Source organism: Pseudomonas sp. RIT357 (assembly GCF_000632245.1).
Lineage (GTDB): Bacteria > Pseudomonadota > Gammaproteobacteria > Pseudomonadales > Pseudomonadaceae > Aquipseudomonas > Aquipseudomonas sivasensis.
Genome location: NZ_JFYX01000048.1, coordinates 289163 through 313866, shown reverse-complemented (window position 1 = coordinate 313866; position 24704 = coordinate 289163). Strand labels below are relative to the sequence as shown.

The following is a 24704-nucleotide window of genomic DNA, read 5'->3' as shown; positions in this document are numbered from 1 at the left end:
CGGTGTCATTGGCAACATTAAACAGCCATTACTTCAACTAATAATAGGCGTTGTCCCCCATTACCGGGACACACTCCACCCCGTATCGTGTAATGCCTGTAACAGCGTCTCGCCCATCAAACCCGGAACTTGCACGCCATCGTCGGTGTTCATGGTTTCACCCGCCAGAATGGCGTTGATGATTGCCTCTTCCACCGCCTCTGCTGCGGCGCTGAACAGCGGCGAAATGTGGTCGTTATTGACCATCTGCAACGCACTGCTGAACGGCAGGCCCTTGCGGCCGTAATCCGCGGCAGGCAGGTCCTGGTTCCCGGTGGCGAAAGCCAGGAACAGATCGCCACTGGAATCTTCGGTGCCGCCGCCGGTACGGGCGATGCCGATGGAGGCGCGTTGCGCCAGACGCTGGCATTGATGCGGCAGCAACGGCGCGTCGGTGGCCAGGATCACCACAATGGAGCCCATGCCCGGCGTACCGCGCTCGGTGAAGGGCGATGGGATGTCCATCAACCGGCGTCCCACCGGATAGCCATCCACCCGCAGCTCCTGGCGCTTGCCATGGTTGGCCTGGACCAGCACGCCGACGGTCCAACCGCCCTGCTCCGCCGGCAAACGCCGCGACGCCGTGCCGATACCGCCCTTGAATTCATGGCAGATCATTCCGGTGCCGCCACCCACCGCGCCCTCTTGTACCGGACCGGCTTCGGCGTTGACGACGGCTTCGCGCACATGTTCGGGTTGCACATGTTGGCCCCAGATATCGTTGAGCAGGCCGTCATAGGTCTCCATCACCACCGGCATGCACCAGTACACCGCCGGGTCCGCGAGGCGCTCGCGCTCCAGGGCGATCAACGTGTCGCGCACAATGCCGATGCTGTGGGTGTTGGTGATGGCCAGCGGTGTGGTCAGCAGCCCTGCTTCACTGATCCACTCCAGGCCCGTGGCATCGCCATTGCCATTGAGCACGTGGTAGCCGGCGAAGCAGGGTTGCTGGCGCGCTTCCCCGGCGCGCGGCTGGATCACCGTCACACCGGTGCGCACTTGCTTGCCGTCGATACGGGTGTTGAGGGTACTGTGGCCCACCCGCACGCCCGGTACATCGGTGATGGCATTCAACTCACCGGGTGTGCCCAGCCCCAAAGAGATGCCCAATTGACGTGCGCGCATAACCGCTCCTTACAATTTCTGGAAGACCGGACTCGACCGGCCGCTGATGCAATAGAAAATCACCGACAAGGCCAGCAAGCCGAGGATGATCATGATGTCGCGCACAGACGCCGCATAGATCAAGGTCACCAGCAAGTAACCTGCACCGATGACAGCCAACAACGCCGGCAACGGCCACAGCGGCATGCGATACGGGTGTTCGCGGTCGCGCAGCAACACGCGGCTCATCAACGCGCTCAACGCCACTACCAGGTACACCAGCATGATCAGCAACACGCTGAATGAGGTGAGGTCCGCCAGGTTGGAACTGAAGCTGAGCAGCGCCGACGGGATCGCCAGGAACAGCGTCGCCAACCAGGGCGAATCCCAGCGCGGGTGAATGCGGGTGAATAGTGTGTTGATGGTCGGCGTCCACAGCGCATCGCGCCCGCTGCTGAATACCACGCGGCCGATCTGGATCACGATGGCGACAATCGCGTTGAACACCGAGAGGAAGATCCCGGCACTGACCAAGCGCGACAAGGTTTCATTGCCGTGGCTGGTGAGCAAGTAGCCGATGGGGTCTGGGCTGCTGATCATTGCGCTCAGGGACGGCGCGCCGATCAGCAGTGCGGTGATCGGTACCAGTTCGATCACCACCACCAAGCCCAGGGACCACAACACGGCCTTGTGCACGCCTTTGCCGCCGCACTTCATGTCTTCGGCCAGCAGCACTGCGGGGCCGTAGCCATTGTAGGAAAACAAACCTATGCCCACCGCACCGATCACCAAGGCCCACGGCGCGAGATGCAGCACGCCGTTTTCGACGATCTGGGGCTGGAACAACACACTCGCCGGCTGCACCGGGTTACCAAACCCGATAAATACGATTACCAGTAGCGCCGCCACTTCCAGCAGCAAACAGGTGCCGGTAATCCAGGCATTGAGCTTGATATTGAGAATGCCCAGGGCGTAGCTGCACACCACAATCACCAGGGCGACGGTTTGCGAGTCGAACGTCGTGCCCAAAGCGTTGTTGAGATAGGTCGCGGCCCCGGTGGCCAATACCGGCGGGATGAATAGCAACATCACCAGCACCGTGAGAAAGGTCGCATAGCCAGCCATGCCACCGAACACACGCTTGGCGTACACATATTCACCACCGGCACTGTTGTGGGCGCGACCCAGTTCGGCATAACAAAACGCGAACATCAGCGCGAGCAGGCCGGCCATCACAAACGCCAGGAACACACCACTTCCCGCCTGCTGGATGGCAAAGGGCGCGATCACAAACACGGAACTGGCCGGCGTCACTGCGGAAACGGTGATGGCCACTACATCGAAAACGCTAAGGGTAGGTTTCAACACGCCGTCAGGCGTGGGGGAAGTGCTCATATCGTTATCCTCTGTCGTTGTTCTTGGTGTGAGGCAGAAACGAAAAATGATGTTTTTCGGGATATGTTTCCCGTTGGATGATGAAGACGTTATCGCCCAGGAGCTTGTCAGCCAATTCCCCTATTGGCGTACTCCCCTTGACGGTTCCTGGCAAAAGCCGAACCCTTGAGCGATCTTTTGCTGGCGGGAGCCTGTGATATGAGCCTGTTCCGTGAGGTTGGCATGCACGCTGGCTTGGGCCGTACCGTCGCGCACATCGGTACCCAGGGTTTCTGGAAACAGTTGGTGCTGTTGTTGCACCAATGCCTGCCCTTCGATAACGCGTTGGCGATTTTCTACCCGTTGGAGGGCGCGCCCCAAGCCCTTGAGGAATACGACGCTCAGCCCAGCAGCAAACCGGCGTCGATGCTGACGTACCTCAATGGCCTGTATTTGCTCGATCCGTTTTTCCAGGCGTGTCGCGAAGGGTACTCCAGCGGTGTATACCGCCTGGAAGAAGTGGCGCCGGACCATTTCCGACAGAGTGAATACTTCCTCAATTACTTCCATGACAACGTGCTGGAAGACGAGGTGCAATTGATCCTGCAACTGCCGGGGATGGGGACATTGTCACTGTCGCTGGGTATGCAGCGGCGGTTCAGTGCAGAAGACACTGGACTGATGACGATGATGGCGGCCTGGGTACTGCCGCTGATGCAGCAGCATTGGCAGCAAAGCACCCAGCGCGCCCCGGCCATGGACAGCCAGATCAGGGATGCCTTGAGCCAGTTCGGCTGTGGCGTGCTGTCGGACCGAGAGCTGGAAATCGCCCGCCTGGTGCTGCGCGGGTTTTCCTCCAAGGCCATGGCTGAACGCCTGAATATCTCGCCGGACACGGTGAAAGTGCACCGTCGGCATTTGTACGCAAAGCTGGATATCTCATCGCAGCCGGAGCTGTTTTCGTTATTTATCCAGTCGCTGGGGCATGATCTGGAAAATCCGTAGAACGATATCGACGTAAAACGGCCGGGCAGCACACGCTGCCTGACCATTTTGCGGCGAGTGGATTTAACTAAAGAATTTAACGTGATCGGCCAACAACTTTACATTATCAATACGGATGGAGAAGTTAGGCCCCTGCGCATTGACTTTCATATCCAGCGTACTCCAACCAAAAGGGCTGTGCTTTAACTGTACATCGCCTACTTCAGCGGGTGCACGAGGCCGAATATGAATTATCTTTATCTTGTTATTTTTTACCATGCCAGACAAATCAACTTTATCCTCCCTTGGATTGAAGTTGAAAATAGTATCCGGATCATTGCTCGTAGAGTCTGTGAAGTGTTCGTACTTGAAGGTATTCGCACCTCGCGCGCCCACCAACTGGTCACTGCCCCCGCCACCGACAAGCACCGAAGCCTCGTCGGGCCTGGCGTTCAGGCGTTCGCGAGCGTCTGTGCCACGCAATACAGGAAGGCTGTTTTCGGGACGAGTCCACGTTCCGCCATTTGGCAAACTTTGTACTGAAGACATATGAGGTACCTTTTCATGTAATGATCAATAAAGAAGCTTCGTGAATTGCGGACGAGAACTTCTCACACTGATACCTCCCTTCCAACTCGAACTGTTTTTCCTGTCGTTTCCGAAAAACAGCAAAACATCCCTTAGTCTAATAATTCAACTGAACGTTGCTGGCCACGCTTCGTAGACCAGCAACACTTTCAAATATATTTTGCAGTACTCGACAGCGTTTGATCAGCGGCCCATACGAATCGTATTCCACACCCGCGTGCGAATCCGGTCGATATTCAGCGGCATTGATTCCAGCGCGAACAACTTGCCCATCATGGCTTCGCTTGGGTAGATCTTGGTGTCCGCCTTGATCTCAGGATCGACCAGGCTGTCCGCAGCGCTGTTGCCATTGGCGTAATGCACGGAGTTAGTAATGTCCGCCATCACTTGGGGCTCAAGCAGGTAGTTCATGAACGCGTAGCCAGCCTTTTCATCGGGGGCATCCGCAGGCATGGCCACCATGTCGAACCAGATAGCGGCGCCTTCCTTGGGGATCTGGTAACCGATTTTCACGCCGTTCTTGGCTTCCTTGGCGCGACTCTCGGCTTGCAGCACATCGCCGGAGAAGCCGACGGCCACGCAGATGTCGCCGTTGGCCAGGTCGCCGGTGTATTTCGAGGAATGGAAATACGCCACGTAAGGCCGCACTTTCATCAGCAAGGCCTCAGCCTTTTTGTAGTCTTCGGGCTTCTTGCTGTGGGGCGGCAAACCCAGGTAATTGAGGGCGATAGGCAACAGCTCCGGGCCATTGTCGAGGATGGCTACGCCGCACTTGCTGAGTTTTTCCATGTATTCGGGCTTGAAGATCAAGTCCCAGGAGTCCACTGGGGCGTTATCCCCCAGCACGGCCTTGACCTTGTCGATGTTGTAGCCGATGCCGGTGCTGCCCCACAGGTACGGAAAGCCATGGGCATTACCCGGATCATTGTTTTCCAGGGTTTTGAGCAGCACCGGGTTGAGGTTTTTCCAGTTGGGCAACTGGCTCTTGTCGAGCTTTTTGAGGGCGCCGCCCTGGATCTGCCGGGCCATGAAATGGTTGGACGGAAACACCACGTCGTAACCCGAGTTGCCGGTCATGAGCTTGCCGTCGAGGGTTTCATTGCTGTCGTACACGTCGTAGCTGAAACCGATCCCGGTCTGCTTCTGGAAGTTCTTCGTGGTGTCTGGCGCAATGTAGCTGGACCAGTTGTAGATTTTCACCGTCTCGGCGGCCTGGCTGATAGAGGCCACCAACATCAAGGGCAACAGGGCAATGGCTTTCATGGTTCGATTTCCTGGCGGTTTTAGGGCTGTTTTTATGGCAGGCGATCAAGGATCAAAGCGTTACAGAATCAGTACGTAGGTCTTGCGCACGGTTTCCTGGATATCCCAGATCCCGGTGCTGTTGGCCGGCAACATCAGTGCGTCGCCGGCTTGTATGTGGACGATTTCACCGTTGTCGGGGGTGAAGGTGCAGCGGCCCTGGATAAAGTGACAAAACTCCTGGGATTTGATCTGGCGACGCCAACGACCCGGCGTGCATGCCCAGATGCCGGTTTCGACGCCGTCGCTGCGCTCTACGCTCAAGGTCGAGGCCACCGCAATCGGCTCGCCCAGGGGCACGGCCACGGGTGACGAGTCCGGCAGGTGGGCATTCAGCGTGTCTTTGAAGTGCGTGATGCTCATGGGTTTTTCCCGTGTAAGTGAAACGACTCAGTGCATGAACCCTTCCATGAATCCGGCCAAGCCGGTCGCCAGCTTGCGGCGCCAAGGGGCGGTGTTGGGGTTGGCCAGGACGTGGTCTTCATGGACAAAACTGCGAATGATCGCGTTGTAACCCAGCCAACGGCAGGGTTCCGGTTCCCAGGCCTTGAGCGCATCAAGGCCGCGCTCGCGGATCACCCAAGGTTGATAGGTCAGTGGCGTGTCGCGACGGAGGATCAAATCCGCCAGAGTGCGGCCACCCAGGTTGGTGGCTCCAACGCCCTCCCCGCCATAACCGCCGGACAGCGCGATGCCGGTGGTGTGATCACAGAGCATGTGCGGTCGAAAATTGCGCGACATACCAAGGTTGCCGCCCCACGAATGGGTAATCCGCACGTTCTTGAGCTGTGGGAAGAGTTCGCCGAACAGATAGCGACGTAGCTCCACTTCGCTATCGGTCAAATCGAAGTTGTGGCGAAGTTTGCCGGCGAACTGGTAACCGCCGCGGGCCCCGAACACCAGTCGGTTGTCCGCCGTGCGCTGACCATAAGTGACCTGGCGGCTACTTTCGCCAAATGCCTGGCCGTGGCGCAGGCCAATCTCGTCCCAGGTGCTGGCGGGCAGCGGCTCGGTGGCGACGATCAGGCTTTGCACCGGCAACTGGTAGCGGCCCAACGGCGGCAAAGTGTTCGCGTAACCCTCGACGGCGGGCACTACCCAAGCGGCGCGGACACTGGCCTTATCAGTGCAAAGGCTGCCGGACTGCCACTGGGTGACCGGACTTTTTTCGTAAATCGTAACGCCCATGCGCTCCACTGCCCGCGCCAGGCCGCGCACTAGCTTGGCCGGGTGGATCGTGGCGACGTGAGGTGCATAGATACCGCCATAGGGTTTGGCAATGCGGATCTGTTCGGCCAACTGCTGTGGGCTCAGCCAGCGATAATCGGCTTCGGTGAGGCCTTGGGCGTAGAGCTTGTCCAGGTAGGCACGCAGGCTGCCCTCCTGCTCGGGGTAACGGGCCGCGCAGTACAGCGCGCCGCCCTTGCGGTAGTCGCAGTCGATGCCTTCGCGGGTCAACACGTGGGCGACTTCATCCGGAATGCTGTGCAGCAGGTCGAATGAGGCCCGGCGTTGTTCAGGTGCCAGGCCGGCCAGCAGGCGATCTTCACCCAGCAGGTTGCCCATCAGCCAGCCGCCGTTGCGGCCCGATGCACCGAAACCGGCGGTTTGAGCCTCGATAATCGCAATCTTCAGCTCGGGCGCCTGGCGTTTGAGGTAGTAGGCGGTCCAAAGCCCGGTGTAGCCAGCGCCGATAATCGCCACATCGACGTCCAAGTCGTGTTCCAGGGTCGGCCGCGCCACCAGCGGGTCGTCCAGTTGGTCCATCCATAAACTGATGTTGCGCCATGCCGGCATGCCAAGCTCCCCAACCACGTTTCGATGGGGCTGATCCTAGGGCCGGCGGTTATTGGTTGTCTTGCGCGCGTGCACGCAGGGAAATTTGTTTGACGTAGGCCTTGGGCGACTGGCCGGTGTGCTGGCGGAAGGCACTGTAGAACGCCGACAGCGAATTGAAACCGGCGGCAAAGGCCAGGTCGTCTACCTTGATCGGCGGGCGCGCGTTATCCAGCGCGGCGAGCAAATGCTGCAGGCGCGCCTGGTTGACGTAGCGATAGAAGCTTTGACCCAGCACTTGGTTGAGCAGGTAGGAAATCTGATTGCGGCTGTAACCGCACTCCTTGGCGACTCGCTGCAGGTCCAGTTCCGGGTCCAGATAAGGCTGCTTGTGCTCGAAATACTGCTGCAGGTCATTGGCCATATGCCCCAATTGCTGGGGCGACAGGCCCAGGCGGCTGACGCTGGGGCGTTGGGCCTGGGACGGTTGTTCGTGCACCAGTGACGCGTATTCATTGACGCGCCAGATCAACCCATCGCGCACGGTGATGGCCTCGCTGGTACGGAATGACACCAGCCCATGGCCACCACGCAGGGTGATGCGGTACTGGATAAAGGCGGTATCGCCGTCGGCGCGGATGCGGTCGGTGTGTTCAATCGCTTCGTCAGCTTCGCGTGGCATGCTGGCTTGCAGGTAATCGCGCAGCTCGGCGTAACCGACCACGCGGTTCTGGAAAAAGTCGTGGTACTGGATGTCCGGGTGGTAGTAGGACATCACCCCGTCCAGATCGCGATGGCGCCAGCACAGGTGATGGCGTAATACCAGGTCGCCCGTGGCTTGGGTATGCAGGCAATCATCGTCGGGAGCGATGTCAGGCATGGTGAGCTCTGCAGCGGGAAAACCGTGGAGATTGCCGAAATTCGGTGGTGCGTTCAATGGCCAGGTGCAACTTCGGACTAATGGCCACTTGCCCATTTCTGAGCAGGACATGACCCACATCAACCGTTAGGAAAACAACCGCCGAACGGGATGAAAAAAGTCACCTCCGGTTAAGAGCGAATGCTATTTTTAAGCTCTACAACGCCAAGACCAGTGACGGTCATGGCCCCCTGCCGCGAGCTAAAGGAAGCGCTCAATGAACAAGGTGGGCAACATGAATAAAGTGACGTTCCCCAACGCCTGCCAGCTGATGCGCTGGCATTTTCATCCAATGGGCTTCGAGGGCAGCATGGACGCGCCCGGCAGCATGATCGCCCGCCTGTTTGACCGCGTCAGCGGCGAAACCCTGATTGCCATCGCCGGCATCCCTTGTGCCACGGTCATGAATGCCGCTGACGTAGAGCGGATTATCGAGGCGGTGGAGGATGAACTGGCGTCGTTTGTGCCACCGCTGTCACTGCGGGCCTGAGCGATCAGCCATCAGCCATCAGCCGCGCTGATCGTCAAAAAACGCTTTCTTTCCATCTACATGCTCCGAGGCCTTCGGCATATTCACGGCCTGGCCTTCGGGCTTCTCCACATACCAGTAGCAATGGCTGACCGCCCGGGTAATGCCGACGTAAGCCAGGCGCAGCACTTCGTCTTTTTGTGCCGTGTCATAGGGTTCGCTGTCGCCAGACTTGCCCAGACCGGCCATGCGATAGACCTGGTTTTTGTAGGGGGAACGGGTGAGGTGTTGGCAATCCCCAAGCAGGAACACGGCGTCCGCCTGTAAGCCTTTGGCACTGTGATAGGTCAACTGTTTCAGCCTGCGAGCTTGAATCGGCAAGCTAGAATCCACATTAACTACAGACTGAATATGCTCTTGAATCAGTAACTTATCGCTACTTTTTCGATACAGCATTAATACCGACTCGCCCTTCTGATAATGCTCCAGCAACTGACGGCCCAGCGCCGTGTCGTCACGCTCCAGCACCTTGACCGGCTGCAACGCCTTGGGCGCGCCGCTGGCTTTGGCCTTCTTGCCGGGAATCGCCGGCGCGGTGCGCACGATGTGCTCGGCAGCATCGATAATGTGTTGGTGGCTGCGGTAATTCTCGCCCAGCATCACCCGCGTGGTGCTCGGCGACGGGAATTCCTGATTGAACTCCATGAAATACTTGGGTGAACTGCCCCGCCAGCCATAGATCGATTGCCAGTCATCGCCCACACACAACAGCGAAGAATGCTGGGCACCACGGCCCACGTGCATCGCGGGGCCACGGCTACGGATTTCCCGCAGGCTGGCGCGGATCCACGAGACGATCTGCGGCGACACGTCCTGGAACTCATCGATCATCAGATGCGACAGCGGCCGTAACAGCGGGTCGCTGAGCAGCTTGAGGTTTTCCGGAGTGTTTTCACCGAACAGCGAGAACATGCGGTTGTAGGTCATGATCGGCGGTGACTGGTCAAGCAGATGGTCTTCCAGGGCCTTCCAGAAAATGCTCAGCGCCTCGAAGAAGAAGCGGTCCGGATCGTCCTTGGCGAAAGTCATCTGACCCACGGCGGTCGGAACGTCCAACCCAAGGTTTTCGATAAAGCCGGCCGCCATGACAAAACTGTCGAGCAACGGGGCACCAGCCAGTTCACCTTTAACCTTGTAATCAAACCCGGGGCCGGAGGACGCATCCCCAGCCAAGCTGCTTAAAAGACGCTTGGATGATTCATAATTATCTAGCCAAATTAGAGGCTTACGACAGAAAGCTTGAAATAAGGTTCGCTTCACTGCCCACTCCGCACGCAGTGACAGCTTGGCGTTGGGCCGACTGAGCTGGGCGTTTTCCCGCGAATCGAAACCCAGCACTACCCACGCGTCCAGCTCAGGGATATAGCCATGGCAATGGAACTGCGAGCCATTGATCTCAATAGTCTGGCGACTAGGCTCAATGCCTTTGATCGGCCAGGCACCTGCGCGAAACCATAGATCTTCGATTGCATCGCACAGTTCTTCATCTCGTTTAGCTGCCAGTTCGGTTACCGCCACGCGCTTTTGCACATCCGGGTGGTCACGTTCCAGCTCCTTGAGCTGCAAGCCATGCCGAGCCAGGGGCGCGATCAACGCTTGAAAGCGCGGGTGCTGCCCGTAAAGTCGGTGGTAGCAGGCATTCATTTGTTGGCGCTGGGCGTCGTTGATGCGCAGGTCGAACGGATTACTGTCGGCATCCTCGAAACCTGAGCTCAGGTTCTCAAATGCTTGCAGGCGCTCAAAACCCGGCAGGCTGCGGACCATCGGCAGGATGCGCGAGTGAAAGGTGCGCACCACCGCCTGGGCTTCTTTCATGCCAAGCGGTCGACCCCACAAGCTGAGAATGTCCATAAGCTTGTTGATGAAATCCTTGCGCGACTCGCGGGTGAAGGTCACCACGGTCATCGAACTCAATTCAAAGCCCAGGTAATGGGTAAGCAACAATATGCGCAGGACCAGCGAGGTGGACTTACCTGCACCGGCCCCGGCGATCACTGAGGTGGACGGCGTGTCACTGAAGATCATCTTCCATTGCGCCGCACTGGGCTGGGCATGGGCCGGCAGCAAGCGGGCCACGTCGGCCTTGATGCGTTTCTTCACGTCCGCCGTCAAGGGCAATCGCCAATCATCGAACAAACTGTCATCGACACCGGGCGCACGATGCTCTTCGGGACGAAAGTCGCGTATCAACAGGACTTGTCGACCTTCCTCGATACCATCGGCCTTGCCCTCACGATAGCCATACTCCACACCCGCTTCGTGACCGCTGCGAAAACCATCGGCCTGACCGTGCAACCAGGAAAACCGGTGCTGTGCGCGCAAACGGGTCAAGCCATGGCCAAACAGGCGTGCAGCCAGGCGTTTCAACAGAGGCATTTGCGCCAATGGGAGCAGTTCGGGGGGCAGATCAGGCTTTTGTTGCGGCACGCGGACTCCTGCGGTGAGCTGGTTTGTGACAAGTGCGCCATGGTCGCCGGAATCGGCGCTCAGTTCCAGGCAATTGCTTTGCCGTCATGCAGTTAGCCGATGAAGTGAAAGTCAAAACACCGTTAACCAATCGCTTTACCTGATAGGAATCAGGCATTTTTTACGCTTTTTATCGATCATGGCCTACGGGATCATAAGCGCCATCAACAGGAGACGATCATGCTTGAACTTCGACCTTTCAACTCCCTGGGCGGCGCCCACCATGGCTGGCTTGATGCCCATCACCACTTCTCGTTCGCCGAGTACCACGACCCCAAGCGCATGCACTGGGGCAACCTTCGCGTGTGGAACGACGACATTATCGCGCCAGGTACGGGCTTTCCGCAGCATCCGCACCGTGACATGGAAATCATCACCTATGTGCGCGAAGGCGCCATCAGTCACGCCGACAACCTGGGTAATAAGGGCCGGACTGAAGCCGGTGACGTGCAGGTTATGAGCGCAGGCACTGGGATCGCCCATAGCGAATACAACCTGGAAGCGACGCCGACCAAGATTTTTCAAATCTGGATCATCCCGAACGAGGCCGGTTTGCCGCCCTCCTGGGGCGCAAAGCTATTTCCGAAAGGTGACCGCGAAGGGTTTGTCACCCTGGCCAGTGGCAAAGCCGGTGACAGCGAAAGCCTGCGCATTCGGGCTGATGCACGCTTGGTGGCAGCCAACCTGAAAGCCGGGGAAACGGCAGAGTATCGCTTGGACAGTGGCCGCCGTGCCTATCTGGTGCCAGCCACGGGAGTGATTGAAGTCAATGGCTTGCGTGCGCAAGCGCGGGACGGTGTTGCGATTGAAGATGAGCGGGTGTTGCGGGTCACGGCGATTGAAGACAGCGAGATCGTACTGGTCGATCTGGCCTGAGCTGAGTCTTCATCCCGATAAATGTGGGAGGTGGAATGTCCCCTCCCACATGGTTTTCGGTGTTACTGGGAAATGGCGCCGTCTACCAGTACCTGAGCCTCTTCTACCAGCTGTTTGAGGTGATCTTCGCCGATAAAGCTCTCTGCGTAGATCTTGTAGATGTCTTCGGTACCCGATGGCCGTGCGGCGAACCAGCCGTTTTCGGTCATTACTTTCAGACCGCCAATGGCTTGATCGTTGCCCGGCGCGTGGCTGAGGATCTGCTGGATGCTTTCCCCAGCCAGTTCGGTGGAGGTCACCTGCTGTGGGGACAGCTTGCCCAGCAAGGCCTTCTGCGCCGGGGTGGCCTTGGCGTCGACGCGAATGGCGAACGGCTCGCCAAGGGCGTCAGTCAAACCACGGTAGATCTGGCTCGGGTCCTGGCCTTTGCGCGAGGTCATTTCCGCAGCCAGTAGCGCTGGGATCAGACCGTCTTTGTCGGTGCTCCACACCGTACCGTCTTTGCGCAGGAACGACGCACCGGCGCTTTCTTCGCCGCCAAAACCCAGCGACCCTTCGAACAAGCCATCGGCAAACCACTTGAAGCCTACCGGCACTTCATACAGCCGACGACCAATGCGCGCGGCCACACGATCAATCAGGCCGCTGCTGACCACGGTCTTGCCCACGGCTGCATCCGCGCGCCAGTCGGGACGGTTCTGGAACAGATAATCGATGGACACGGCCAGGTAGTTATTCGGCGCCAACAGGCCGCCGGACGGGGTAACAATACCGTGGCGGTCGTGGTCCGGGTCGCAGGCGAAAGCGACGTCGAAACGCTCCTTTAGCCCGATCAAACCCTGCATGGCGTAGCTGGAGGACGGATCCATGCGGATCTGGCCGTCCCAGTCGACGCTCATGAAGCGGAAGGTGGAATCGACTTCAGTGTTCACCACGTCCAGGTTCAGGCGGTAATGCTCGGCAATCGCCGACCAATAGCGCACTCCTGCTCCGCCCAATGGATCCACGCCCAGGCGCAGATCAGCGCTGCGGATAGCGTCCATGTCGATCACATTGACCAAGTCGGCCACGTAGCTGTTGAGGTAGTCGTGACGATGGGTGGTGTCAGCCTTGAGTGCCTGGGCGTGGGTGATGCGTTTGACCCCGGCCAGCTTATTGGCCAGCAACTCGTTGGCTTTGGCTTCGATCCACTTGGTGACGTGGGTATCAGCCGGGCCACCATTGGGCGGGTTGTACTTGTAACCACCACTTTGCGGCGGGTTGTGGGACGGCGTAATGACGATGCCGTCCGCGAGCCCGCTGGTACGGCCACGGTTGTAGCAGATGATGGCGTGGGAAATCGCCGGGGTCGGCGTGTATTCGTCACCCTCCGCCAGCATTACGTGGACGCCGTTGGCCGCCAGGACTTCCAAAGCGCTCGCGCCGGCAGGCGTCGACAGCGCATGGGTGTCTAGCCCGACAAACAGTGGACCGTTGATGCCTTGGGCTTCGCGGTACAGGCAGATGGCCTGGCTGATGGCGAGTACGTGCCATTCGTTAAAGCTCAGCTCGAAGGAGCTACCACGGTGCCCCGAAGTACCGAAGGCCACACGTTGGGTGGAGATCGCTGCATCAGGCTGGCCGGTGTAATAGGCCGTAACCAGTCGCGGGATATCCACCAGCAACTGGGCCGGCGCCGGTTTGCCCGCAAAAGGACTGATTGTCATGCATAAACCTCGGATAGAAGGATCTGGAAAAATGGCAGTTTACTGAGAGTTCGACTACGGCGCGACGGTATCGATCCTACAACCGTAAGAGAAATTTCACCCAGTCTGCGCCTGCCGCAGTGCGTCACTCAACGCTGCCAATGCAATATCCAGATTAGGCTGCCCGTGAAAGGTGTGACTCAAGCGCAGGTTTTGTTGATGCAATCCGCTGACACTGAACAACTCGCCGGGCGAGATCACTACCTGCCGGCCCAGCAACCGCTGGAATGCCTGACGCATGTCCACCGCACGGCTGGAGGCCAGCCAAAAGGCGGCACCGGCGGCAGGCATCCGATAGGTCACCTGGTCGCCCAAGTGCTGCTCCAGGCGCTGACTCATTTGCACGGCCTGCTCGCTCAACTGCTGGCGCAGTACGCGCAGGTGCTGGTCCAGTCGCCCGCTTTGGTACAGGCGGGCAATCGCTCGCTGACGGATCGACGATAAGCGGAATGAGCGCAACAAGAATTGGCGCTGTAACTCGTTGCTCATGCGTCTGGACAGCAGATACCCATAAGGAGCTTCAGAACCAAGCACCTTCTCGAACGAAGAAAATACAATCAGCCGCTCAGGGTTCACTAATTCGCGCAATGCCGTGTGCGGCGCTTCGAAACCCAGCTCACCGAAGGTGTCGTTTTCCAGCAACCAGCAACCGTGTTGTTCCAGCAGTTGTGCAACGTAAAGACGCTCGTCAATGGACATAGCCACCCCTGACGGCAGGCTGACCGAAGACGAGAGCAACACCAACTGCACCGACTCATCGCGTAGCAGTCTGGCCAACGTGTTCCGGTCAATACCGCCCTCCTTCGTCCAGGGCAACTCGATGATGCGCACCCCAGCGCCCTGCAACAACCGCAGGATCACCCAATCACAGGGTGACTCCACGATGACGGTAGTGCCCCGCAGGCCCAGCACTTCGATCAGAATATCCAGCACACCACGAAGGTCGGCACCGATATACACATCGTCGGCATGCCAGCAGCGCGTAGCTGAAGAGGTATAACGTGCCGCCAGCGCCGCACGTAACTCCCACACACCACATGGCTGGGACCATGGCTGCAACTGCGGCGGATACTGACGCACCAACTCCCGCTCCAGTCGCAGCAGCGTTTCATCCAGCGCTCCCAGCAAGGCCGGCTCGTCACCGCTGAAGACCGCCATGCCAGGGCGCCGAGCGGCAGCGTACAAGCGGTCGAGCAAATCCCCTCCCGCCCACGGCATCGGGTTTGCGGACATTGGCCAGGCGTAATAACCGGACTTGGCCACCGAATAGACCCTGCCCTCCTTCTCCAGCAGCGCATAGGCATACTGAATCGTCGAAATCGATACATTCAGGCGCCCGGCCAACTGCCGCAGGGACGGCAGTTTTACCCGGGTGTCGGTGCTGACTTCGTTGATCAGACTGATCATGTAGCGATAGACCGCCTGATACGCGAAATCCGCCTGACGCTCGCCACGCAGCGTCATCGACCGAACAATGGCACGGCCTGAGCCGCACTTTGGACCGCACCGTCTTGGCGTACGTCTTTCGCACTGACCACCTGCCGTTTGCGGTACAGATGCTGCAACAAGGGCAAGGGCAAGCCGCTGGTGTCCATTACCCACTGCTGCAGCATCTCAGCGCAGGGCTTGCCTTGCAGGACTTTGTGCAATTCGGGCAGTGCCACCAGCATGCCCGGATGGCATTGGCGCAAGTAACCCTCCAAGCGCTGGCCGTGATCAAGAAAGGGGGAGAACAGCATGCAGATCAGCTGAGTTTCATCCAGGCCAAAAAATTGCTGGGCGTAGGTGCTCGACAGCATCCGCCCTTCAGGGGTCCCAGCCTGAGCCAGCACGTCTTCGGGCATACGCAGGCGACGCATGTAGGCATCGGCCTGCTGGATAAAACCGTCGACACCGTCTTCATAATCCAGTTCATGCAGAAACTCGGCCTGCAGCCCGCGCAGATGAGCCATCAGCAACGGATTGGAATAGGCCGGATGGCTGAAGTGAAAGCCCAGCGGGTCTGGAACGTAAGCCATGAACTCAGTCAACAAGGGGGCCGACGCCATGTCGACATCTTCCAGCAGATCGGCGATGCCGATGTAGGCCAAGTGACGGTGCCCGGCTTTGCTGGGATTATCGTTGGCGGTGTATTCCTCACCGAATACATCACGGTAGTAACCGGTGCTGCACTCGTCCATGCGCGCAAACAGCGCGTTGAGCGACAGCGAACTGCTCTTGGGAACAGCGATACCCGCACTTTGAGCAGTTTGCTTGAACCAGGCTAAAAACTGACTCTGCTTACGCGGTGAATCACCGCTGACCAGCGCATGGACGCCTCCGTTGTAAGTGGTGACGCGCTGGTAAAAATCACCGACCGCCAAGTAGGTGTCGTTGCACAACGTAGCGCGACAGTCCCCGGCACTCACGTGGCCCACCATCAACATATTGCGCTGGCTGACCTCCCGCCCGATCGCTGACGCGGGGCGCAGATGGTTGAAGGGCTGCACTTCCCGATTTTCCACCATCAATAACTCCACGCGCGGGTCGTCGTGGAGAAACAGCCGGCCGTAGCCGCGATTGAGGGTATCGAGTTGGCCCTCGGTCATGCCTGCGTGCCGTAACGTCGCGACCCTGAGATGAAAGGTACGGGGTGCCCGACCGGCAATGGTCAATTGGGCGGCGCGCAGCAATGCCAGGGAATAACTGCTGACTTCACCGCCACCATGGGCCACCAGCACTTTGAAATCCCCAACCTGCTCCATGCCCCCTGCTGCAACAACGATTCGCTGCACCAATAACTGCAGGGCGGTACGGCCTGCGCGAGTGAAGTGCCCAATCAAACGTTGCAGAACTTGCTGGTAGACATGATTCATAGCCTGTTCGTGAATAGTGCTCATAGTTCTACTACCTGAGTTGAAATATCAGTTTCAAGCAACTGCTGACAGTGTTTGCTCGACCTATTTTGCGTGTAGGAAAATCGCGCACCGCATTGTGCGCCGATGATTAAACACTAGCACCGCGCAACAAAACGACAGGGATCGCCAGGGGTTTATCCCTCACCCTTAAAACCCATAACCAAATGAATCTAAAGGGAAATCCAGAAAAACAAACTAGACTTAGGACTCTTCCGACAAGTTCCTACACATTTTTAATCAGCCTTTTAAAGAGGCGTCCGACAAATAGACTCAAACAACTTTCCCTTTTGCAGGGCAGGTACGACTTATGAAGGCTCCTTCCGTCACGAGCCCGTGTGCGCGCCACACTCATAGTTCGAATAAGTATCTGCAGAGTTTTCATAGATTCAATCATTGCTCAATCCTTGAGATGAAAGTGAAGACGCAATTATCAAGGCTGGAATAATGATTAATAGATACAGAAGCCCGCCTAAAACCAGTTCAGATGAGCGCGCGATGTCGCGTACGGGACGCACAAACAACAACGCCGCACTGGGATTCAGCGCGGCGTCAGGGAGGAAGAGCAGGATTTGGGGGCTAAAGTGCCGAATCGGCACCTTCTGGGGCGAGCGGGTTAAGCCCTGTCAAATGGCGTATTTGCCCCATTCACTCAGGCACCGGAACACTCATTTACGAATACTCCTACAGCTCAAACAGCCGCAACCTGCAAAGCAACTCGCTCGCGGCACGGGCATTCGTCCATATAACGGTGCGCTTCCACGAACTGGTTGAACGGAAACACCGTGGTTTTCAGTGGAAGCAGCACGCGGTCGGCGGTGAGTTGGTTGATATCACGCAACGCACGCTGCAATGCCACCTGGTCCTGAATGATGCCCAGCTCCGGTTTACCGGTGAAATTACCGATGCAGTGCACGAAGAACTGAATGTTCTTCTGGAACGCCGCACACGCGGGGAATGGCGTCTGGTTGCCGCCCTGCAAGCCATACAGCACCAAGCTGCCACGGGGCGCCAGCACATCGCCGAGCAATGACATCTGCGGGCCACCCAAGCCATCGAACACCACGTCAACGCCACGGTTGTCGGTGAACTTGTTGATTTGCATCAGCAGGTCCTGCTCTTCGGTGACGATCACCTTCTCGGCCCCGAGGGACAGCAGGTACTCACGCTCAGCGCTGTCCTTGGTTGCGGCAATCACCCGCACACCCAGGGCCTTACCCAGCTGGACAAAGGAAGGGCCTGCGCAATGGCTCGCATCGGTGACCAGGGCAAATTGCCCCGGTTTGACCCGAGCCAGATCCATATAAGCAAAGTAAGCAATCAACAGCGGCGTGTAATGCACGCTCGCTTCAATAGGGCTCAGCACGTCCGGGTAGCGAGTCAGGGCTGAACGGGGCATGACGATTTGTTCGCCATACACCGGGTAATCATTGGGGCTCTCGGCCGGAAAACTGGCCACCTTATCGCCCACAACCAAGTCGTCCACGCCCTCGCCAAGGGCGACCACCACCCCAGCCATCTCGTGGCCAAGGCCAGATGGAAGACGGGCGTGGGAAGACGCCAGGTTCTGGCGCCACAAAATGTCATACCAACTGATGCCAATCGCCTCGACACGCACCTGCACTTCGCCCGGTGCAGGCTGCGCGGCTGCATGCTCTTCGCATTTGAGCACCTCGGCCGGACCAAACTTGTGAAAACGGATCGTGCGGGACATCGCAAACCTCGTCAAAGTAACCTCTAATGCCATGAACTTTATCTGGGCTTTGCGGGTAAGACCACAGGTCGCCATTAATAGTCGACATGCCTGTCATCGATTCCACGCCTGAGGAATAGACCCCAACTATCGTAGGAAAACTCAATTATCCTGTGCAGAGTACCAGCCTTTCCCCGTAAGATTAATGCTGGTCATCGTTTCCATGTGGCCGCTCACGTCAAGCTAGCTGACTCTTCCAGGACACAAGATGAACCGTAACGACCTGCGTCGTGTCGACCTTAACCTCTTGATCGTATTCGAAACCTTGATGCATGAGCGCAGTGTGACCCGTGCCGCCGAGAAACTCTTTCTCGGCCAGCCAGCCATCAGCGCGGCGTTGTCGCGGCTGCGTGGTCTGTTTGACGACCCGCTGTTTGTACGCACCGGGCGCAGCATGGAGCCATCGGCCCGAGCGGTGGAAATCTTCGCCCTGCTCTCGCCGGCCCTCGACTCAATCTCAACCGCCGTCAGCCGCGCCGCCGAGTTCGACCCGGCAACCAGCACCGCCGTGTTCCGCATCGGCCTGTCCGACGATGTCGAATTCGCCCTACTGCCTCAACTGCTCAAACGCCTGCGAGCTGAAGCCCCAGGCATCGTGCTGGTGGTGCGTCGCGTCAACTACATCCTGATGCCGGGCCTGCTGGCCTCTGGCGAAATCTCCATCGGCGTCAGCTACACCGCCGACCTCCCCGCCAACGCCAAGCGCAAAGTGTTGCGCCGCAGCCTGCCCAAACTGCTGCGCGCCGACAGCGTGCCCGGCTCCCTGAGCCTGGACGACTTCTGCGCCCGCCCCCATGCCTTGGTATCGTTTGCCGGTGACTTGAGCGGGTTTATCGATGAAGAGCTGGAAAAGCTCGACCGCAAGCGCCATGTGGTGCTTGCCGTGCCGCAGTTCAACGGTCTGGGCACCCTGCTGGCGGGCACCGATATCCTCGCGACCGTACCGGATTATGCGGCTGAAGCGCTGACATCCGCCGGCGGCTTGCGCGCCGAAGACCCACCGTTACCGGTGCGCTCGTTTGAACTGCACATGGCCTGGCGTGGGTCGCAGGACAATGATCCGGGGGAGCGGTGGTTGCGGTCGCGGATTCAGATGTTTTTTGGCGACCCTGACAGTCTTTAGGGTTCGCCTGACAGGCTGTCCGGCCGATCAACCCCACCTCCATGCTCACGTCCTTTCAGTGCATGTGGCCAAAGTACGACACCACACGCCACCGAGTTCGCGCTGCGCACTGGACCATTGCCCATGAGCATTTGGCAGTCACAGCGCCACGGCGTCGGGCATGGCGATACGGGTGCGCCGCTCATTCAGGGCAAATACCGTCATCGCCAGCGCCGCAATCGCGCCGGGGATGGCGAAGGCCATGAAATTCAGTTGCAGAGGCAGTTCGATCGCCATCAGCGCGCCGCCTAACAGCGGGCCGACAATCGCGCCATTGCGACCGATGCCGGACGCCCAGCCCAGGCCTGTGGCGCGAATCGACAAGCCGTAGAGCTGCGCAGCCCCCGCGTAGAGCAGGATCTGCGTACCAATGGTGGTGGCACCCGCGACGAAGATCAGCAGGTACAGGACCGGCATCGGGCTGTTGATGCCCAGCAGGCTGATCGAGACCATGGCGGCGGCGAAGAAGCAGATCACAACTTTCACCAGGTTCAGGCGGTCGCCCAAACGGCCGCCGAGCAGCGCCCCGGCCATGCCGCCCAGGTTCAGCGCGATCAGGAACGACAGGCTCGACCCCAGGCTGTAACCGGCGCCGGCCATCAGCTTGGGCAGCCACGAACTCAATGCATAGACCATCAGCAGGCAACAGAAAAACGCGACCCAGATCATCGCCGTACGCACCGCCAGGCCATGGCGGAACAGCTCCACCACCGTGGCGCCTTTACCTTTGCTGTCGGCGATCACCAGCGCATCTTCGACCTCGATCCTGGTGCCTGGCGACAACCGATTAAGCAGCGCGCGAGCCTTGTCTTGTTGGCCCTGGCGGATCAGGAAGCCGATGGATTCAGGCAGCCAGTAAACAATCAGTGGCAACAGCAGCAGCGGAATCACCGCCACAAAAAACATCGACTGCCAACCATAGGCCGGCAGCATGAAAATCCCAACGCTGGCGGCGAGCATGCCGCCCAGGGAATAGCCGCTGAACATGAAGGCCATCAGGGTGCTGCGGAATTTCTTCGGCGCGTATTCGTTGATCAGCGCCGCCGCATTGGGCATCAACCCGCCGCAGCCGAGCCCGGCGATGAAACGGCAGATACCGAACTCGGTTGGGCTGCTGGCAAAGCCATTGGTCACGGTGGCCAGACTGAACAGGGTGAAACAGAACACGATGCCTTTCTTGCGCCCGAAACGGTCCGCCAGGGTGCCGAAAATCAGCGCACCGAACATCATGCCGAACAGCGCATAGCTGCCCAGGGCGCCAGCCTGCAACGGCGTCAGCCCCCACTCGCGCATGATTGATGGCAGGACCACGCCGTAGATAAACAAGTCATAGCCGTCAAAGATCAACAGCAAGGCACACAGGCTCACGATCAACCAGTGGAAGCGGTTGAATGGGGCATTATCGATAATCGAATGGACATCATGGCTACGCATGGCAGTGCTCTCTTTATTGTTGTTGTGAGTCAGTGTCAGCAGATGGAAATAGCCTTAGCCGAGGTCGCCGCCGCCCACCGGCAAGGTCACGCCGGTGATGTAGGAGGCCTCGTCGCAGGCCAGGAACAGAATCGCGCCAGCTTGTTCGTCGATGCTGCCGTAGCGTTTCATCGGGCTGCTGTCGAGGGTCTGGTCGACGATCTGCTGGTACCACACGCGCTCCTGCTCGCTCTGCGGCTGGCTGTTGCGCGGGATGCGCCGTGGCGGTGCCTCGGTCCCGCCGGGCGCGGTGGCGTTGACCCGAATCCCGCTGCCGGCAGTCTCCAGGGCCAGGCAGGCCGTCAAGGCATTCACGCCGCCCTTGGCCGCGCCGTACGGCACGCGATTGACCCCACGCGTAGCCACGGAAGACACGTTGACGATGGCGCCTTCGCCCTGCTCCAGCATGTAGGGCAGCACGCAATGGCAGCACCACAACGTAGGGAACAGCGAGCGGCGCACTTCGACCTCGATTTCGGCCTCGGCGTAATGCTCGAAAGGCTTGGCCCAGATGGTCCCGCCGACGTTATTGACCAGCACGTCGATGCGCCCGAAACGGGCCGTGGCGGCGGCCATCACCCGCGCGCACTCGCTGTATTGTTCCAGGTCGGCGGTCAGCAGCAGCGCTCGCTCATGCTGCAATTCATGCACAAGCTCGGAGCGATCCACCGCGACCAGCCAGGCACCCTCCTCCAGCAAGCGCTCGGCGACACGCCGACCGATCCCTTGGGCAGCGCCGGTGACCAGCGCGACCTTGTTGTTAAACCGTTGAGTCATGGGGCAGTCCTCAGGCGGCATCGCACGTGGCGACCGCGTTAGGGGTGAATTTCTCGTAATGGAAGCTGGCCGGGGTCACGCCCTGCTGCTTGAAGTGCTCGCGCACCGCATCGACCATCGGCGGCGGGCCGCACAGGTACACGTCGACATCGCCGCCATTGAGGGCTTCGTCAGCCATGTGCTGAGTCACATAGCCCTGGCGCGGGTGAGTGGTGTGCGGATCAGCCACGCAGGTCACCAGGTTGAAGTCAGGCAAACGCGCGGTAAAAGCTTGCAACGCTTCGACCATCACCAGGTCCTGATCCCGCGTTACGCCGTAGATCAACCGGATCGGGCGGGTTTCCTGGCGCTGCGCGAGCACTTCAAGCATCGACAGGAACGGCGCCAGGCCGGTACCACCGGCCAGTAACAGCAGCGGCCGCACCACCTCACGCAGGTAGAAACTCCCCAGCGGGCCGGTGATCGCCACGCTGTCGCCCGGCTGGGCGCGCTCGAGCCAGCTGCTCATCAACCCGCCGGGCACGTGCTTGATCAGGAAGCTGGCGCGCGTGTCGCCCGGGCGACTGCTGAAGGAGTAAGCGCGTGTCTGCCCACTGTCGGGCACGCTGATATTCACGTACTGGCCGGGCAGGAATACCGGCGCCTGGTCCAGCTCGAAACTCGCCTCCAGCGCGGCATCGGCATGTCGGGTGATGCCGGCCAGCGTCGCGGTAAAGTGCGTAGTGCCGGTCTTGCAGGCGCTGGACGGCACCGGCACAGCGATCACGCAGTCGGACTGCGGCACCATCTGGCAGGTCAGTACCTGGCGCGCCTGCGCTTCGTCGGCGCTCAGGGCGTCGTCGATATAGTCGTCGCCCAAGTCGTAGGCGCCGGTTTCACAGCGGCATTTGCAGGTGCCGCATACACCGTCCGAGCAGTCCATGGGCAGGTTGATGCGTTGGCGGAAGGCGGCATCGAGCACCTTTTCCCCCACTTTGCAGTCGATGAAGCGGGTCACCCCATCCTCGAAGTTCAGGGCGATGGCATACGTCATGGCGGTGTCCTCAGATGTGGTAGATGTCGATGACCTGGTGGATGTAGTCGTTTTTCAGCACTACCTTCTTGCGCGTGATCAGCGGCTGCTCGGCACGGATGTCGAGGCGATAGAAGGAGGTACCGAAATAACTGTCGGTGGTTTTGTAGCGGTGGCTTAGGGTGTGCCAGTTGAAACGCAGGTCCAGCTGCACGCCGTCGTCGGCCAGCACTTCGAGGTTGCACAGCATGTGCACGGTGCGCGGCTCGGGCGTGCTGGCGCTGGAGCGCTCGGTCTTGATGCGGAAGATACGGTCTTCCAGGCCGTCACGGTTGGGGTAGTAGATCAGCGAGATTTCGCGCTGCGGGTCTTCGGTGAGGGTGTCGTGATCGTCCCAGGCGGGCATCCAGAACTCGGCCTTGGGCGAATAGCAGGCCAGCCAGTCATCCCATTGTCGGTCGTCGAGCAGGCGCGCTTCACGGTAGAGAAAATCCAGCAGGTGGTCACGGGCAAGGCTCATGGCTGCACCTCGCGGTCGCTGGCAATCAGCCCTTGCTGTTCGCGCTCGATCGCACGCTGCAGGCTTTGGGCCCAGTGCGCATGCTGGCGCACAAACAAGCCCTCGTCCTCGGTCTTGACCCCGCTGAGCTGCGGTTGCATGCCCATGGCCAAGGCATTTTCGTCCGCGCCTTCGACCCACTGCCTGGCGCCACGGCTCAAGTCATTCCACAGGGTGCTCGCGCCCTGGTAACCGGTCTGGCAGGCGCGGAATTCTTCGAGGTCATCCGGGGTGCCCATGCCGCTGACGTTGAAGAAGTCTTCGTACTGGCGAATCCGCGTGGCGCGCTCCTGGGCGTTTTCGCCGATGGGCGCCATGCAATAGATTGTCACTTCGGTTTTATCCACGGCGAGGGGGCGCACCACGCGGATCTGGGTCGAGAACTGGTCCATCAGGTACACATTGGGGTAGAGGCAGAGGTTGCGGGTCTGGTCGACGATAAAGTCGGCGCGCGCCTGGCCCAGGCGTTCGGCCAAGGCCTCGCGGTGAGCGTGCACCGGGCGAACTTCGGGGTTGAGCAGGCGCGTCCACAGCAGGATATGCCCGTGGTCGAAGGCGTAGACGCCGCCCAGGCTTTTCGACCAGCCATTGGCGTCGACGGTGCGCGTGCCTTCGGCTTCGTAGTTGCGCCGGCCCATGGTCGCCGAGTAGTTCCAGTGCACGGAGCTGACGTGGTAACCGTCGGCGCCGTTTTCGATTTGCAGCTTCCAGTTGCCGTCATAGACATAGGATGAGCTGCCGCGCAGCACCTCCAGGCCCAAAGGAGCCTGGTCGACCATCTGATCGATGATGACGCGGGTTTCGCCCAGGTAATCGCTGAGTTCCGGCACCGCATCGCTGAGGCTGCCGAACAGGAAACCGCGGTAGTTTTCAAAGCGCGCCAGGCGCTTGAGGTCATGGGAGCCGTCGCAGTCGAAGCTGTCAGGATAGGCGCCGGTCTTCGCGTCCTTTACCTTGAGCAGCTTGCCGGCGTTGCTGAACGTCCAGCCATGGAAGGGGCAAGTGAACGAGCCCTTGTTGCCTTGTTTGCGCCGGCACAGCATGGCGCCGCGATGCGCGCAGGCGTTGACCAGGCCATGCAGCGCGCCGTGTTTGTCACGGGTGATGACCACCGGCTGGCGGCCGATCCAGGTGGTGAAGTAATCGTTGATCCCCGGCACCTGGCTTTCATGGGCCAGGTAGATCCAGCCGCCTTCGAAGATGTGTTTCATCTCCAGGGCAAACAGGTCGGGATCGGTAAAGATGTCGCGGCGGCAGCGGAATACCCCAGTGGCGGGGTCTTCCTGTACGGACTCGCGCAATTGGCAGGCGAGTCGGTCGAGTGTACTGATCATGGGGCGGGCCCTCCGTTGTTCTTGTATCAGGCACCCTC

The 24704-nt window shown here is 59.4% G+C and carries 21 protein-coding genes; 4 read left to right on the top strand and 17 right to left on the bottom strand.

The genetic code is table 11. The features are described from left to right. Positions 1–60: 60 nt before the first annotated feature. Together BW43_RS01290 and BW43_RS01295 are read right to left on the bottom strand one after the other, a co-directional pair. Positions 61–1164, bottom strand: a complete 1104-nt coding sequence (locus tag BW43_RS01290) for a P1 family peptidase (RefSeq protein WP_032891483.1) — start codon at positions 1162–1164, stop codon at positions 61–63. A 9-nt stretch (positions 1165–1173) separates the two neighbouring features. Beyond that, positions 1174–2538, bottom strand: coding sequence for an APC family permease (locus BW43_RS01295; RefSeq protein ID WP_032891482.1), 1365 nt, complete (start codon positions 2536–2538; stop codon positions 1174–1176). 198 nt (positions 2539–2736) lie between these two features. Here BW43_RS01295 and BW43_RS01300 point away from each other — a divergent pair, with 198 nt between their 5' ends. Continuing rightward, the gene (locus tag BW43_RS01300) at positions 2737–3522 is read left to right on the top strand and encodes a LuxR C-terminal-related transcriptional regulator (RefSeq protein WP_032891481.1); all 786 of its coding nucleotides are present in this window, start codon (positions 2737–2739) and stop codon (positions 3520–3522) included. 63 nt (positions 3523–3585) lie between these two features. Here BW43_RS01300 and BW43_RS01305 read toward each other — a convergent pair whose 3' ends face one another. From BW43_RS01305 to BW43_RS01325, 5 genes are all read right to left on the bottom strand, one after another. Beyond that, positions 3586–4050: a M10 family metallopeptidase C-terminal domain-containing protein gene (locus tag BW43_RS01305; protein ID WP_032891480.1), complete on the bottom strand. Its 465-nt coding sequence runs from the start codon at positions 4048–4050 to the stop codon at positions 3586–3588. Positions 4051–4272: 222 nt separating this feature from the next. After that, complete coding sequence (locus BW43_RS01310) at positions 4273–5352, bottom strand: polyamine ABC transporter substrate-binding protein (protein ID WP_032891479.1); 1080 nt, start codon at positions 5350–5352, stop codon at positions 4273–4275. 60 nt (positions 5353–5412) lie between these two features. After that, positions 5413–5754, bottom strand: a complete 342-nt coding sequence (locus BW43_RS01315; RefSeq protein WP_032891477.1) for a cupin domain-containing protein — start codon at positions 5752–5754, stop codon at positions 5413–5415. 27 nt (positions 5755–5781) lie between these two features. Beyond that, on the bottom strand, positions 5782–7188 hold the full coding sequence (locus tag BW43_RS01320) for an FAD-binding oxidoreductase (protein WP_032891475.1): 1407 nt from the start codon (positions 7186–7188) through the stop codon (positions 5782–5784). A 49-nt stretch (positions 7189–7237) separates the two neighbouring features. After that, complete coding sequence (locus BW43_RS01325; RefSeq protein WP_032891474.1) at positions 7238–8047, bottom strand: AraC family transcriptional regulator; 810 nt, start codon at positions 8045–8047, stop codon at positions 7238–7240. A gap of 256 nt (positions 8048–8303) precedes the next feature. On the opposite strand from BW43_RS01325, the gene BW43_RS01330 reads away from it, so the two are divergent. After that, a complete protein-coding gene (locus BW43_RS01330) occupies positions 8304–8576 on the top strand; it encodes a DUF1652 domain-containing protein (protein WP_032891472.1) in 273 nt (90 codons plus the stop codon). Between the two features lie 18 nt (positions 8577–8594). Here the strand turns inward: BW43_RS01330 and BW43_RS01335 are convergent, their stop codons facing one another. Next, a complete protein-coding gene (locus BW43_RS01335) occupies positions 8595–11042 on the bottom strand; it encodes a UvrD-helicase domain-containing protein (protein WP_032891471.1) in 2448 nt (815 codons plus the stop codon). A gap of 219 nt (positions 11043–11261) precedes the next feature. On the opposite strand from BW43_RS01335, the gene BW43_RS01340 reads away from it, so the two are divergent. Next, positions 11262–11957: a pirin family protein gene (locus BW43_RS01340; protein ID WP_032891470.1), complete on the top strand. Its 696-nt coding sequence runs from the start codon at positions 11262–11264 to the stop codon at positions 11955–11957. Between the two features lie 62 nt (positions 11958–12019). On the opposite strand, the gene pgm is transcribed toward BW43_RS01340, so the two are convergent. From pgm to BW43_RS01360, 4 genes are all read right to left on the bottom strand, one after another. Continuing rightward, positions 12020–13663: a phosphoglucomutase (alpha-D-glucose-1,6-bisphosphate-dependent) gene (gene pgm, locus BW43_RS01345; protein WP_032891469.1), complete on the bottom strand. Its 1644-nt coding sequence runs from the start codon at positions 13661–13663 to the stop codon at positions 12020–12022. Positions 13664–13759: 96 nt separating this feature from the next. Further along, on the bottom strand, positions 13760–15166 hold the full coding sequence (locus BW43_RS01350; protein WP_032891468.1) for a PLP-dependent aminotransferase family protein: 1407 nt from the start codon (positions 15164–15166) through the stop codon (positions 13760–13762). Next, the gene (locus BW43_RS01355) at positions 15163–16581 is read right to left on the bottom strand and encodes a hypothetical protein (RefSeq protein ID WP_032891467.1); all 1419 of its coding nucleotides are present in this window, start codon (positions 16579–16581) and stop codon (positions 15163–15165) included. Before BW43_RS01355 ends, BW43_RS01350 begins: the two co-directional genes overlap by 4 nt. Positions 16582–17287: 706 nt before the next feature. Next, complete coding sequence (locus BW43_RS01360; RefSeq protein ID WP_032891466.1) at positions 17288–18310, bottom strand: zinc-dependent alcohol dehydrogenase family protein; 1023 nt, start codon at positions 18308–18310, stop codon at positions 17288–17290. Between the two features lie 247 nt (positions 18311–18557). On the opposite strand from BW43_RS01360, the gene BW43_RS01365 reads away from it, so the two are divergent. Further along, on the top strand, positions 18558–19472 hold the full coding sequence (locus BW43_RS01365; RefSeq protein WP_028616088.1) for a LysR substrate-binding domain-containing protein: 915 nt from the start codon (positions 18558–18560) through the stop codon (positions 19470–19472). 138 nt (positions 19473–19610) lie between these two features. Here the strand turns inward: BW43_RS01365 and BW43_RS01370 are convergent, their stop codons facing one another. The 5 genes from BW43_RS01370 to BW43_RS01390 are packed head-to-tail and all read right to left on the bottom strand — an operon-like array spanning position 19611 to position 24666. Then, on the bottom strand, positions 19611–20945 hold the full coding sequence (locus tag BW43_RS01370; protein ID WP_032891465.1) for an aromatic acid/H+ symport family MFS transporter: 1335 nt from the start codon (positions 20943–20945) through the stop codon (positions 19611–19613). A 54-nt stretch (positions 20946–20999) separates the two neighbouring features. Further along, positions 21000–21761, bottom strand: a complete 762-nt coding sequence (locus BW43_RS01375) for a 1,6-dihydroxycyclohexa-2,4-diene-1-carboxylate dehydrogenase (RefSeq protein ID WP_032891464.1) — start codon at positions 21759–21761, stop codon at positions 21000–21002. A gap of 10 nt (positions 21762–21771) precedes the next feature. Next, on the bottom strand, positions 21772–22794 hold the full coding sequence (gene benC, locus BW43_RS01380; protein ID WP_032891463.1) for a benzoate 1,2-dioxygenase electron transfer component BenC: 1023 nt from the start codon (positions 22792–22794) through the stop codon (positions 21772–21774). 10 nt (positions 22795–22804) lie between these two features. Continuing rightward, the gene (gene benB / locus BW43_RS01385; RefSeq protein ID WP_032891462.1) at positions 22805–23293 is read right to left on the bottom strand and encodes a benzoate 1,2-dioxygenase small subunit; all 489 of its coding nucleotides are present in this window, start codon (positions 23291–23293) and stop codon (positions 22805–22807) included. Further along, on the bottom strand, positions 23290–24666 hold the full coding sequence (locus BW43_RS01390) for a Rieske 2Fe-2S domain-containing protein (RefSeq protein WP_032891461.1): 1377 nt from the start codon (positions 24664–24666) through the stop codon (positions 23290–23292). The genes benB and BW43_RS01390 overlap by 4 nt, the downstream gene beginning before the upstream one ends. Positions 24667–24704: the final 38 nt, after the last annotated feature.